This window comes from Caballeronia mineralivorans PML1(12) (genome assembly GCF_001028175.1).
Lineage (GTDB): Bacteria > Pseudomonadota > Gammaproteobacteria > Burkholderiales > Burkholderiaceae > Caballeronia > Caballeronia mineralivorans.
Map to the genome: position 1 here is coordinate 88,542 of NZ_AEJF01000085.1, position 13,156 is coordinate 101,697.

Annotated in this window: 12 protein-coding genes; 7 read left to right on the plus strand and 5 right to left on the minus strand. The window is 61.6% G+C overall.

The genetic code is table 11. From position 1 onward, the window contains the following. Positions 1 to 14 precede the first annotated feature (14 nt). Complete coding sequence (locus tag EOS_RS13000; RefSeq protein WP_047847046.1) at positions 15 to 1,424, minus strand: aminotransferase-like domain-containing protein; 1,410 nt, start codon at positions 1,422 to 1,424, stop codon at positions 15 to 17. Between the two features lie 159 nt (positions 1,425 to 1,583). Between EOS_RS13000 and EOS_RS13005 the strand changes: the two genes are divergently transcribed. Next, positions 1,584 to 2,912 carry an aspartate aminotransferase family protein gene (locus EOS_RS13005; protein WP_047847047.1) on the plus strand — a complete coding sequence of 443 codons (1,329 nt, stop codon included), beginning with the start codon at positions 1,584 to 1,586 and terminating at the stop codon, positions 2,910 to 2,912. Between the two features lie 58 nt (positions 2,913 to 2,970). On the opposite strand, the gene EOS_RS13010 is transcribed toward EOS_RS13005, so the two are convergent. Beyond that, positions 2,971 to 3,714 (minus strand): ArsR/SmtB family transcription factor, encoded by a 744-nt coding sequence (locus tag EOS_RS13010; protein WP_047847048.1) that lies wholly within the window; start codon positions 3,712 to 3,714, stop codon positions 2,971 to 2,973. A 129-nt stretch (positions 3,715 to 3,843) separates the two neighbouring features. Between EOS_RS13010 and EOS_RS13015 the strand changes: the two genes are divergently transcribed. The 3 genes from EOS_RS13015 (at position 3,844) to EOS_RS13025 (ending at position 7,962) form a co-directional block, all read left to right on the plus strand. Beyond that, on the plus strand, positions 3,844 to 5,223 hold the full coding sequence (locus EOS_RS13015) for an MFS transporter (RefSeq protein ID WP_047847049.1): 1,380 nt from the start codon (positions 3,844 to 3,846) through the stop codon (positions 5,221 to 5,223). Positions 5,224 to 5,410: 187 nt separating this feature from the next. Further along, entirely contained in the window at positions 5,411 to 5,998 is a 588-nt protein-coding gene (locus EOS_RS13020; RefSeq protein WP_047847050.1) for a DNA-3-methyladenine glycosylase, read from the plus strand. A gap of 164 nt (positions 5,999 to 6,162) precedes the next feature. After that, a complete protein-coding gene (locus tag EOS_RS13025; protein ID WP_075645324.1) occupies positions 6,163 to 7,962 on the plus strand; it encodes a PQQ-binding-like beta-propeller repeat protein in 1,800 nt (599 codons plus the stop codon). Positions 7,963 to 8,005: 43 nt separating this feature from the next. Here EOS_RS13025 and EOS_RS13030 read toward each other — a convergent pair whose 3' ends face one another. Next, positions 8,006 to 8,821: an alpha/beta hydrolase gene (locus EOS_RS13030; protein ID WP_047847051.1), complete on the minus strand. Its 816-nt coding sequence runs from the start codon at positions 8,819 to 8,821 to the stop codon at positions 8,006 to 8,008. A gap of 832 nt (positions 8,822 to 9,653) precedes the next feature. Further along, positions 9,654 to 10,559, minus strand: coding sequence for a LysR family transcriptional regulator (locus tag EOS_RS13035; RefSeq protein WP_047847052.1), 906 nt, complete (start codon positions 10,557 to 10,559; stop codon positions 9,654 to 9,656). Between the two features lie 166 nt (positions 10,560 to 10,725). Between EOS_RS13035 and EOS_RS13040 the strand changes: the two genes are divergently transcribed. Beyond that, complete coding sequence (locus tag EOS_RS13040; RefSeq protein WP_047847053.1) at positions 10,726 to 11,490, plus strand: SDR family oxidoreductase; 765 nt, start codon at positions 10,726 to 10,728, stop codon at positions 11,488 to 11,490. Between the two features lie 31 nt (positions 11,491 to 11,521). After that, positions 11,522 to 12,271: an SDR family oxidoreductase gene (locus EOS_RS13045; RefSeq protein ID WP_047847054.1), complete on the plus strand. Its 750-nt coding sequence runs from the start codon at positions 11,522 to 11,524 to the stop codon at positions 12,269 to 12,271. An 18-nt stretch (positions 12,272 to 12,289) separates the two neighbouring features. Here the strand turns inward: EOS_RS13045 and EOS_RS47050 are convergent, their stop codons facing one another. Then, positions 12,290 to 12,439 (minus strand): hypothetical protein, encoded by a 150-nt coding sequence (locus EOS_RS47050; protein WP_160312494.1) that lies wholly within the window; start codon positions 12,437 to 12,439, stop codon positions 12,290 to 12,292. A gap of 60 nt (positions 12,440 to 12,499) precedes the next feature. Here EOS_RS47050 and folE point away from each other — a divergent pair, with 60 nt between their 5' ends. Beyond that, the gene (gene folE / locus EOS_RS13050) at positions 12,500 to 13,156 is read left to right on the plus strand and encodes a GTP cyclohydrolase I FolE (protein WP_047847055.1); all 657 of its coding nucleotides are present in this window, start codon (positions 12,500 to 12,502) and stop codon (positions 13,154 to 13,156) included.

The following is a 13,156-nucleotide window of genomic DNA, read 5'->3' on the forward strand; positions in this document are numbered from 1 at the left end:
CACCGCTGGATCGACTAGCGTCCCATCCACTTTTCGACAAACCCCCACAACGCGTCGTCGATGGAATACGGCACATTGAAGCGAAACCAGTCGCTCGCTGCGTCCCCGGGGCGGAAATACGAACCAGGCGCCAGCCAGATGCCGTCTTCCAGCGCCTGCGTCGCCAGTTCGTTCGCCTGCTCCGGTTCGACCGGCAGCCGCGCCCATAGAAACAACCCCGCGCGCGGCCGATGAAACACCTCCAGCCCGAGTGCATTCATGCGGTCTTCCACTTGCACGTGCGCGTCCCTGAGCTTCTCGGTCACGGCTTCCACGTGGCGCGCATACCGCCCTTCGGTCAGCACCTTTTCAACAATGCGCTCCGTCGCCGCCGATGAAGTCAGCCCCACCGCCATCTTCGTACGCGCCAGTTCGCGCAGCACGTCGCGCTCGGCGACCACATAACCGCTGCGCAACCCCGGCGTGATCGTCTTCGAAAAGCCGCCGACATACAGCACGCGGTTCAGCCCTTCCATCGCGGCCAGCAGCGGCGCGCCGGCGGGCGCGAGTTCGCGGCTCACATCGTCTTCCACGACCCACAGGCCGGAGCGTTCGGCAATCTGCAGCAGGCGAAACGCCGCCGCCATGCCGAAGGTCGCACCGGTCGGGTTTTGCAGCGTCGTGTTGAGGAAGATGGCCTTGGGCTTGTGCTCGGTAACCAGCCGCTCGAGCACGTCGTTGTCGATACCCGCCGGCGTGCGCGGCACGCCCAGCACGACCAGGCCGCCGAGTTTAAGGATCTGCAGCAAGTTGCAATAACCCGGATCTTCGACAATGACCGTATCGCCGGGACGCAGCAGCGTGCGCACGATCAGGTCGAGCGCCTGTGTGGCCCCGGCGGTCAGCAACACATTCGTGACGGGATCGGCGGGCAGTCCGTGGCGGTCCAGTTGCTCGGCAATCCGCTCGCGCAACGGCGCAAAACCGTACGGGTGCCCGTAGTCGGCCATGCGTGCCGCCGGCACGCGGCTGATCGCGCGCAACGCATGATGCAAACCGCTTTCGTTGACCCATTCGTTGGGCAGCCAGCCGCAGCCGGCCTTGATCGGCACGGACTGATCGGCGAATACGTCGGACAGGAGCCAGGTGGCGGTGAGGCTCGGCGGTTGCCACGCCACGGCGCGCTTGTGGGCTACCTGGGCTCGCGCCGCCACGCGATACCCCGAGCCGCGCCGGGCGACCACGAGCCCCATCGACACAAGACGTCCATATGCTTCCGTTACCGTGAAAGTGCTGAGCCGCTCGGCCTGCGCGAGCTGGCGCACCGAGGGCAGCAACGCGCCTGCACGTAGCGCCTGCTGCTCGATGGCGCCCGAAAACGCCCGCACGAGTTGTTCGACGAGCGTGGCTTGCGCGCGGTCACGGTCCAATTGAAGTTCGATCATGAGTCGCCGGAAGGAGGATCATCAGGTTAGTTGGCCAAGCATAAGACCAATACAGTTTGCACCATTTTGCCAGCACGGTTCTCTGCGTGACAGGACAACTGTCTATGCCGCGGGTTTTTATCGAGGACTACATTGCGTGTTCTAACAGGAGATTTCCCCATGACTTCGCGCCCCGTCATCGACGACCTCTCGTCGTTCTGGATGCCCTTCACCGCCAACCGGCAGTTCAAAGCTGCGCCGCGCCTGATCGAGGGCGCCAAGGGCATGTATTACCGCGCGACCGATGGCCGCGAGATTCTGGACGCCTGCGCCGGCCTCTGGTGTGTGAACGCAGGCCATTGCCGCGATGAAATCGTTGCCGCGATCCAGCAGCAAGCCGCCACGCTCGACTTCGCGCCGACCTTCCAGATGGGCCACCCGCTGGCGTTCGAAGCGGCGTCGAAGGTGGCCGCGATCATGCCGGACGGCCTCGATCGCATCTTCTTCACCAACTCGGGTTCCGAATCCGTCGATACAGCGCTGAAAATCGCCCTCGCCTACCACCGGGCACGCGGCGAAGGCCAGCGTACGCGGCTGATCGGGCGCGAACGCGGGTACCACGGCGTGGGTTTTGGCGGCATTTCAGTCGGCGGCATTGCGCCGAACCGCAAGACGTTCTCGGGCGCGTTGCTGCCAAGCGTCGATCATCTGCCGCACACGCACGCACCTGAACACAACGCGTTTACAAAAGGCCAGCCGGCATGGGGCGCGCATCTCGCCGACGAACTCGAACGCATCGTCGCGCTGCACGATCCGTCAACGATCGCTGCGGTGATCGTGGAGCCGCTGGCGGGGTCTACAGGTGTGCTCGTGCCGCCGCAGGGTTATCTGCAAAAGCTGCGCGAGATCTGCACGAAGCACGGCATCCTGCTGATCTTCGATGAAGTCATTACAGGCTTCGGGCGGCTGGGCAAAGCGACGGCGGCCGAATATTTCGGCGTGACGCCGGACCTGATGACGCTGGCAAAGGCCATCAACAACGCCGCCATTCCGATGGGCGCGGTGGCCGCGCATCGCAACGTGCATGACACGATCGTCAATGCGGGAGCGGCGAACGGTATCGAGTTATTCCACGGCTACACGTATTCGGCGCATCCGATGGCGGCCGCTGCCGCCATCGCCACGCTCGACCTGTATGCACGCGAGCAACTGTTTGAACGGGCGGCGTCGAAGGCATCGAAGTTCGAAGCCGCTGCCCACGCGTTGCGCGATGCGCCTTACGTGAAGGACGTGCGCAATCTCGGCATGGTGGCCGGCATCGAGCTGGAATCGCGCGATGGCGCGCCGGGCGCGCGGGCGTACGAAGCGTTCGTGAAGTGCTTCGAGGCGGGCGTTCTGGTGCGCTATACAAGCGATATTCTTGCGTTCTCGCCGCCGCTGATCATTGAAGACGACCAGATCGAGCAGATTTTCAGCACGGTCCGCAAGGTGCTCGAAACGGTTAAATAACGGGGTTTCGAAAGCAGCGTAAGGCGATTGTCGTATTAGCAAGAAGGCCGTTCTGGAATCATCTGGAACGGCCTTCTTTCGTTGAAGCTGCAAGCAAACGCACTTGCACCGACCGTTCATCGACATCAAGCTCTTCCTTCAGCCCGGCCCATCCCTTCGGCGTCACCTGCACGGCCCGTGAATTCTTCACACGCCGCACCCATCCCTTCGCGCAAAGTTGCGTCATGAACGCGACACCCAGCGGCCCCGCCAGATGATGCCGCCTCTCGGTCCAGTCGAGACATTGCCGCGCGAGGCCGCGCCGTGTGGGCTTCAGGGCGGCCATATCGAGCCCCATGCGGCTAAACCATTCGATGCCATCTGCGGTCACTTTGAACTGCTTATCCTCTGCGGCGACGATCAACGCGCGGTCCTCCAGCGCCTTGGTCACGGCTACGCCGAGGCCCCCGGCGAGATGGTCATAGCAGCATCGAGCGAATTGCAGATCGCGGGCTTCCCTGTTGCGCGGCATTCGACGCACCGTTCCACCCGGTGCAATCGATGCAAGATTTTCAAGCGCCAGCGCAACGTGCGATCCGGCAAGCCGGTAGTACCGATGCCGTCCCTCCGTTTCCACCGATAACAGCCCTCCGGCCAGAAGCTTCGCAAGATGTGAACTTGCTGTCTGCGCCGTCACGCCGGCCGCGTAGGCGAGTTCACCGGCTGGCTGCGCGCGGCCATCGGCCAAAACCATGAGCATGGTCGCGCGAGTGGGATCAGCGATCAAAAAAGCGGCCGACGAGACCGCAGGATGACGAGACATACGAACTCTCCGTTCATGACCTCGCCATGATAATCCGCCCGCCCGTCCGCATGCTTCGATACGCGTCGAAGCTTGCGGCATGAGGACGCCCCTACACTGAATTTCCTGCCTCACTGCAAACACTTCCCTGTGCCCGATACCCGAACGCTTCAGCGCCGCGTCCTCGCTGCGACCAGCATCAGCTATATCGTCGTGATCCTCGATACGTCCGTCGTCAATGTCGCGCTGGGCAGCATCGCCGATGCGCTCGCGACCGATACAGCAGGCCTGCAGTGGGTCGTCAACGCCTACACGCTCAGCTTCGCGAGCCTGCTGTTGACGGGCGGCGCACTAGGCGACCGGCTGGGCGCGAAGAACGTCTATTTCGCCGGCCTCGCTGTGTTCACGCTGGCCTCCGGGCTCTGCGGTCTCGTACCCAATCTGGCAGCGCTGACGGTCGCTCGCGTGTTGCAAGGGATCGGTGCGTCGATGCTGGTGCCGTGTTCGCTGATGCTCATCAACCGCGCCTACACCGATCGCGCTGAGCGCAGCCGCGCTATCGGCCTATGGGCGGGTTGTGGCGGCGTGGCGATGGCCGGGGGGCCCTTGGTCGGCGGTTTCCTGATCCATATGTTCGGCTGGCGCAGCATCTTCCTGGCGAATCTGCCGATCGGGTGGATCGGCTTGTGGCTGACATCGCGGGTTGCACGCGATGAACGGGCGCTGGTGACACGGCACCTCGATCTTGCCGGTCAGGCGATGGCAATCCTGGCTTTGGGCACGTTGATCGCGGTGCTGATAGAAGGGCATTCGTTTGGATGGCGGTCGCCGTGGATCTTGAGTGGGATCGCTGTGAGCGTGCTTGCCGGCGGAAGCTTTATTGCGATCGAATCGAAGCGATCGCAGCCCATGCTGCCCATGTCCCTGTTCGCGAACCGGGTTTTTTCCAGTGCCGCGTTCGTCTCCATGGTGTCGGCGCTGACCTTCTATGGCTTGATCTTCACGCTCAGCCTTTATTTCCAGCAAGTGCGGGCTTACTCGCCATTGATGACCGGTCTCGCTTTCTTGCCACTGACCGCGCTGGTGACGGCGGGCAGCATGTCGGCGGCGCGTGTCGTCAGGGTTTGGGGTCCGCGTTGGCCGATTTGCATTGCACTGAGTTTCTATACGACGGGCTTTCTCGCGATGCTGATGTCGACGGACACTTCGCCGTACTGGCTCATCGCGCTGCCCATGCCGGCGATCGGATTTTTCGCTGGCCTCATTACGCCGATGGCGACAAGCTCGCTAATGGATACCGTCGATAAAAACCGCGCGGGCATTGCGGCCGGTGTGCTGAACTCGGCGCGGCAGACGGGCGCGGCGCTGGGTGTCGCGGTTTTCGGCGCAATGATCGCGGCCTTGCATCGGTTTGAAAGCGGCATGCACACCGCGATGGCAATGGCCGCCGCCGTATCGCTGACGGCGGCGATGGTGTGGTGGTTTGCATCGAAGGGGATGACACGGGAGCGAATTCGTCGGGCAATTTAGTTCGATCGCGGCAGGGTGGGATTGCTGGCGCATGTGGGCTTCCCGCGGCCAAGACTGATTCCCGCGCGCCCGTGGACGCGCGGTCTGTGGGGCGGCAAAATCCAGCCTTGAACTTCCGGTGCGGACAAAAAAACCTGGCCGCCGGCAAAACCCGCCGAACAACCCGCTAGCGCGAACTCCCCCTTCAATGACGTTCAATCCATCCCGCACTGCAGCACCCATCGATTTCGCGGCCCCGTCCGAACACGTCGCGCGTCGCCTGATCGGCGCGATCCTCACCGTCGATGGCGTCGGCGGCAGGATAGTCGAAACTGAAGCCTACGATCCCGAAGATCCGGCGTCGCATAGCTTTTCCGGACCCACCCCTCGCAACGCAGTCATGTTCGGGCCACCCGCACACGCGTACGTGTATCGCTCATACGGAATTCACTGGTGCCTTAACTTCGTTTGCCGCGAAGAAGGCCACGGCGCCGGAGTGCTGATCCGCGCGATCGAACCGCTGACCGGTCTTGATGCAATGCGTCAACGACGCGGCCTCGAACCAGCGAAGCTGCTGTGCTCGGGGCCGGGACGCGTCGCGCAGGCATTGGGCATCACGCATGCGAACAATGGCATGTCGCTGCTTGAAGCGCCGTTTTACATCGAAGGGCCGGAGGAGGAATATGCGCTGGTGAGCGGACCGCGCATCGGCATCTCGAAGGCGATGGACGTGCCCTGGCGCTTCGGGCTCGCCGGATCGAAGTTTCTCAGCAAGCCATTTCCAAAGGGAACGTAACCGGACGTTATTTCCTGAATAGCGCTTTCATTTGCGCTCTCCCTGCTTTTTACGCAAAGCGTTGGCTTCTCCCGATGCTGCGGCATCCTTATTGCTCCACCGGAACATACTCGCCATCCCGTACCTGACCGCCGGCCCCACATGCTTTAGAAAGGGGAATGCACATGAAACACCCGCCTCTTCCAGATCGCTTCTTTGTGGTGCTGTTCGTGGTTGTACTCGCCGGATGCAGCGGCGGCGGCGATTCGGCCACCAGCGCTGCTGCTACATCAGGTGGCGCCGGTCCAGCTAGCGCATCCACTCCTGCGTCCGGCACTACGGCAGCCTCGGCTACGACCACCACGCCTTCCGGAACGACGACTCCTTCCAGCACCACCACGCCCAGTGGTACGACTACACCTGCCGGCACGAGCACAGGCTCGACGCCAGGCACAGGCACACCGGTCGTCAACGTGGTCGACGTCACGACCTATCACAACGACATCCGGCGCACGGGCCAGCATCTCAACGAGACCGCCCTGAGCCCGGCCACGGTGAACTCCACTACGTTCGGCAAGCTCGGGTTCTACTCGGTCGACGGCCCGGTCGACGCCGAGCCGCTGTATCTCGCGAGCATGACTATTGCGGGTGGCACGCACAACGTGCTCTACGTCGCGACTGAGAACGCGAGCGTTTATGCATTCGACGCCGATGCGGGCACTGTATTGTGGAAAACGACCACGCTCGCCACGGGCGAAACGCCCAGCGACAGCCTTGGTTGTTTCCAGATTTCTCCGACTATCGGCGTAACGGCGACGCCCGTCATCGACCGTTCGCATGGCCCGAATGGTGTGATGTACGTAGTCGGCATGTCAAAGGACGCAGGGGGCGCGTATCACCAGAGGATTCATGCGCTGGACGTGACGACCGGTGCGGAATTGCTCGGAGGTCCTACAGAGATTACGGCGTCGTATCCGGGCACCGGCGCGAACAGCTCGAATGGGCGCGTTATCTTCGATCCCAAACAATATGCCGAGCGGCAGTCGCTGCTATTGCTGAACGGCGTGATCTACACGGGCTGGACATCGCATTGCGACATCCAGCCTTACACAGGCTGGGTCATCGCGTACAGCGCCGACACGCTCAAACAAACCAGCGTGCTGAATCTCACGCCGAACGGGTCTGGCGGGGCGATCTGGATGAGCGGTGCGGGCATGGCCTCGGACGGGAGCTCGATCTATCTGCTCGATGCAAACGGCAGCTTCGACGCCACGGTCAACGCCGCGGGCGTGCAGATATCGGGCGACTACGGCAATGCGTTCCTGAGACTGGGCACGACGACGGGTTTGACGGTGGCCGATTATTTCGAAGCGTCGAATACGATTCAGGAATCGAGTGCCGACGAGGACCTGGGTTCAGGCGGAGCGCTCGTGCTACCCGATCTCACCGATGCCGGCGGTACCGTTCATCATCTCGCTCTTGGTGCGGGCAAGGACTCAATCATCTACATGGTCAACCGCGATTCGCTGGGCAAGTACAACCCGGTGGCGGACGCCATTTACCAGGAGCTGGCTGGACAAATCAGCGGTCCGGTATTCAGCATGCCGGCGTACTTCAACAACACCGTTTACTTCGGCGCGTGGGGCGACAAGATCAAGGCGTTTGCGATCAGCGGGGCTCGCTTGTCGACGGCGCCGGTCAACCAGACATCGAACAGTTTCGGCACGCCCGGCGCGACGCCGAGCATCTCGGCCAACGGGGCGTCGAACGGCATTGTGTGGGCAGCGGAGAATGGCAATATTGCCGTGCTGCACGCGTACGATGCGACCAACCTGGCGAAGGAGTTGTACAACAGCAGTCAGGCGGGTTCGCGGGACCAGTTCGGTCCGGGCAACAAGTTCATCACGCCGATGATCGCGAACGGGAAAGTGTATGTGGGGACGTCGACCGGCGTGGCGGTGTTCGGATTACTCGGCGCGCATTGAACACCTTGTTCGCGTTCACATGGGCACCGGGCATTCGTTGGCATTAGCCCTGCATCAATTGTGCGAGCGCTGTGAGTTGCAGGCCATCGGGTTTGGCTAGGTCATAGAGCACGGAAAAATGGTCCGCAGCCGGCAACGGCACGTAGACCATGCGCTCGCCGGCTTCAACGCATGCCTGTGCGTAGTCGTGCGAATGGCGGATGAGTTCGGGCCGTTCGGCATCGCCGACGCTGACGACCATCGGCGCACCGTGGGTGATGTGGCGTATTGGACTGAAGCGCGCGGTTTCCCCCTCCGACAACTGCAGCTTGATGTTCAACCTGCCCGCGCCGATGGGCTCGAGATCGAAGAGACCGCTGACGGGCAGCGCGTGCCTGACTGCCGGATGAGCGCGATGCATGGCTGTGAGATGACCGCCGGCGGAGTGGCCGCCAAGCACGAGCGGCGAGTGGCCGCGTTCGGCGAGAAAGTCGAGCAGCAGTCCGATCTCACCGACAATCTGCGTCATCGATGCGTCCGGTGCCAGCGTGTATTCCGCGATGACTACGTTCATGCCGAGCCCGAGCGGCCCTTCTGCCACGAACGCGCACAGTTCTTTATCGCAGCTTTGCCAGTAACCGCCATGGACGAAGACGAAGGTTGGTGTGTGTGTCCGATCGCCATTGTTTGTCCGGTCGCCCTTGCTTGCCGGGAAAAAATCGTAGCGCTGGCGCGGGGCGGGTCCGTATTTCACATCGAGTTCGCCGTGATGCGCTGCGTAGAATGTGGCGCTGCGCGTCTTGAAGTCCGTCGGCGGATCGCCGTTGTTGTAAGCCGTGTCGAGGGTCGTGCGGTCCATGTTGCGCCACGAAGGGTTCATGTATTTATCTCCGGTTTTTTTCGTTCGCACTCGGGGTTCTGTTTGGTGGGGTCTTGGGGCGTAGTGGTCGGGGGTGATGCCGGGTTGCTGCTTTCGGCGTCCGTGGCCGGTCTATGCTGACTGTTCTCTTTATCACTATTAGCCACTGCGCGTGGCGGCACTTCATTTCTGATTTGCAAACGCGCAAAGAAACGAAGCAAAGAAACGCGTTTCCAACAATCGGCAAGTTAGTGTCCCTAGCGTGCAGGCTAGAAGTTTCTGGCACCTGATAGCACGGTGCTCGCCAGACTCAAGAATGTTTGAAGCCCGACCTCTCCGAACACAGATACCCACACGCTTCGCCACCAGTGACTGAACCTGCCTAAGGGACACCCCGCGCTATCCGCGTACAACCACCTCAAGAAATAACCTAGCAGACTACACAGTCAGCCAACCAGCCGTCAACAGAGCAACAAAAACGCGTGAGGCCGCACTGGTCCGTGGGGCGCGGTGCTTGCCCGAGAGCGTTGGGGGCGAAGCGTGTTCGTGTCAGGATTCGCGAGAAGGAGGGGTTCAAACATCCGTCAGTCTGGCAAGCACCGTGCTATCAGGTGCCAAAAGCTGAGGCCTGCACGCTAGGGACACTAACCAGCCGATGGTTTGAAAGCGCTTTCTTTGCTTCGTTTCTTTGTCGCTTTGGAAATGACGTGCCGCCACGCACAGTGGCTAATAGTGATAAAGAAATCAGCTAACTCAAGCAGACCGCTAAGGCCGAAAGCAGCAACCCAGCATCACCCTCGACCGTTAACTCCACCCCCCTAAAACCAGAACCCCGAGTGCGAACGAAAAACCCCTAGCGATCCCACGGTGCCACCCCACCCATGACATCAACCAGATAATCGATCATCACGCGCACACGTGAACTCAAATGCCGGCGGCTAGGGTACATCGCGAGCACATCGATATCGGCCATATGAAACGCCGGCATCAGCGCCACCAGCCTCCCCGCGCGCAAGTCATCCCCAATGATGAAAGTCGGCTGCCAGATCACCCCCAGCCCGCTAAGCGCCGCAGCGCGCGCCGTATCGCCGTTGTTCGTATGCATGTGGCAATTCACGCGCACGTTGTGCGGCTTTTCATCGGCATCCAAAAACTGCCATTCGTCACCACTGGCGGCATACGTATAACCGATACAACGGTGCTCGCCCAAATCCGCCGGCCTCTCCGGCAACCGGCGCCCCGCCAGATAGGCAGGCGCGGCGCACAGCACGTTGCGCGACGCAGCGAGCTTGCGCGCCGCATTGCCCATCGACCCCGCGCGCGAAATGCGAATCGCAAGGTCGTACCCTTCATCGACAATATCCACCACCCGGTCCACCAACGATACATCCAGCTCCACGTCGGGATAACGCCGCATGAACTCCGGCCATAACGGCGCAAGCTGCAACACGCCGAAGCTCAACGGCGCATTGATCCGCAGCCGTCCACGCGGCTCAGCCGTCGACGACGACACCAGCCCTTCGGTCTCAGCAAGGTCATCGAGTATGGCAACGCAGCGCTCGTAAAGCGCCTCGCCACCCGACGTCAGCGACAAGCGCCGCGACGTCCGGTTCAGCAACCGCGTCCCCAGATGCGCCTCCAGTTCAACGATATAACGCGTTACGTTCGCGGGCGACGTGTCGAGTGCATCGGCGGCGCGCGTGAAGCTACCGCGCTTCACCACCGCCACGAAAACCTCATAAGCGCGTAAGCGGTCCATCCGACGTCTCCGGTGCAGGATCGGCCGATCCTGGAATCAAGATTCACAAAAGCTGAACGATAAGACCATCTTCCGTGCCTGTTCGCAAGCTCCCGCTGCGCCTACATTGCGTCACATGGACCGGGGCATCGGGCGCCGGACAAGCCGAACAAAACGGAGAAACATCATGAATCGACTCACAGGAAAGGTTGCGATCGTCACGGGCGCAAGCGCCGGCATCGGCCGCGCCACGGCAAAATTGTTCGCAGCGGAAGGCGCAAAAGTGGTCGTGGCAGCACGCCGCGCAGCCGAACTGGAAACGCTGGTGGCCGAGATCAAAGCCGACGGCGGCGAAGCCGTGTATCTCGCGGGCGACGTGCAATCGGAGGAATACGCAAAGGCTGTCGTGGCGCTGGCCATCGAAAAATTCGGCTGCCTCGACGTCGCTTATAACAACGCCGGCACGCTCGGCGAAATGGGACCGTCCACCTCCGTTTCGGTGGAAGGGTTCAACAACGCCCTTGCCATCAACCTGACGAGCGCGTTCCTTGGCGCGAAACACCAGATCCCCGCGATGCTCGCAAACGGCGGCGGTTCGATCATCTTCACGTCGACCTTCGTCGGTTATTCGTTTGCATTCCCCGGCACGGCGTCGTATGCGGCGAGCAAGGCCGGCCTGATCGGCCTCACGCAAGCGCTGGCCGCCGAGTACGGCGCACAAGACATCCGCGTGAACGCAGTGCTGCCCGGCGCCGTCGACACGCCCATGTATCGGGACATGAACGACACCGCCGAATCGCAGGCCTTCATCACCAACCTGCACGCGTTGAAGCGCGTTGCGACGCCGGAAGAACTCGCGCGCTCGGTGCTGTATCTGGCCTCCGACGACTCCTCGTTCGTCACCGGCACGGCATCGCTCGTGGACGGTGGCGCTTCCATCACGCGCACGTAAATTGTCTTCTATCGATTACTGGAAAAACATCATGACCCGACTCAACGGTAAACGTACTTTGATCACCGGCGGCACCAGCGGTATCGGCCTGGAAACAGCCAAACAATTCGTAGCGGAAGGCGCTCGTGTCATCGTGACGGGCACGAACCCCGCGACTATCGCAGCGGCGCAAGCGGAACTCGGCCCGGACGTGATCGTGCTGCGCGCAGATGCCGGTAATGTCGACGATCAAAAGCGGCTCGCCGCTCAAGTCGCCGAAACCTTCGGCCAACTCGACGTGCTTTTCGTCAATGCAGGCGTAGTCGGCTTGCGTCCGGTCGACCAATGGACCGAAGCGGACTTCGACCGGTCCTTCGCGGTCAACCTGAAAGGGCCGTATTTCCTCATCCAGGCGCTGCTGCCTGTGTTCGCAAAACCCGCGTCCATCGTCTTCAACGGCTCGATCAATGCGCGTATCGGCATGCCGAATTCAAGTGTCTATGCCGCCACCAAAGCGGGACTGATTTCGTTGGCGCGGACCTTGTCGGGCGAGTTGATATCGCGTGGAATTCGCGTGAATGTGGTGAGCCCGGGACCGGTCGCCACACCCATCTACGGCAAGCTTGGGATGACGAAGGAGCAACTCGACAGCGTCGCCGAAAGCATCCGCAGCCAGATTCCGGTTGGCCGCTTCGGCGAACCGGTCGAGATTGCGAAAGCGATAGTGTTCCTCGCCTCCGATGAATCGAGCTTCACCGTCGGCAGCGAATTGGTCATCGATGGCGGGATGAGCAATCTGTAAAACGCAGCAGATTGGATGTTATGCAGGACCGGCCGGGCGGATCGCGTTGCTATACGTTTCTTCGATCCGCCGGTCCTGCTCGGCCGGCGAAAACTGCTCCCACTCGGTCATCTGGCACATGGCGGCGGTAAAACCCGACATACCCGACACAGCACCGGGGTCTTCCAAACGGTAAAACGTGGAACAATGACGGCTTCATGACTTCGCTACATGCATCTGGAGCCTTCGATGAGCGCCACGCGCAACTCCCCCAACGCGTCTTCGGACATCCAGGATCACGCTGATCATGGCGATCGTCCGAGCCGCGAAGAAGCCGAAGCCGCCGTTCGCGTTCTGATCCGCTGGGCCGGGGACGACCCTGCCCGCGAGGGTCTTGTCGATACCCCTTCGCGCGTGATCCGGTCCTACGAAGAGTTTTTCGCGGGTTATACGCAGAATCCGCACGACATCCTGGCGCGTACGTTTTCCGAAGTGCAGGGTTACGACGAGATGATCGTGCTCAAGGACATTCGCTTCGAAAGTTATTGCGAACATCACATGGTGCCGATCATCGGCCGCGCGCATGTGGCGTATCTGCCGCGTGAACGGGTAGTGGGCATCTCGAAGCTGGCGCGTCTGGTGGATGCGTTCGCCAAGCGTCTGCAGATCCAGGAGAAGATGACCGCGCAGATCGCCGATACGCTCGAAGAAGTCCTGCAACCGCTAGGCGTTGGCGTGATCCTGGAAGCCACGCATCAATGCATGTCCACGCGCGGCGTGCATAAAGCGGGCGCGTCGATGGTGACATCGCGGATGCTGGGCACGTTCCGCGACGACCCCTCCACGCGCCGCGAATTCCTCTCGATCGTCGGGCATTCGAGCGGCTTCAGCGTATCGAATAGCTGA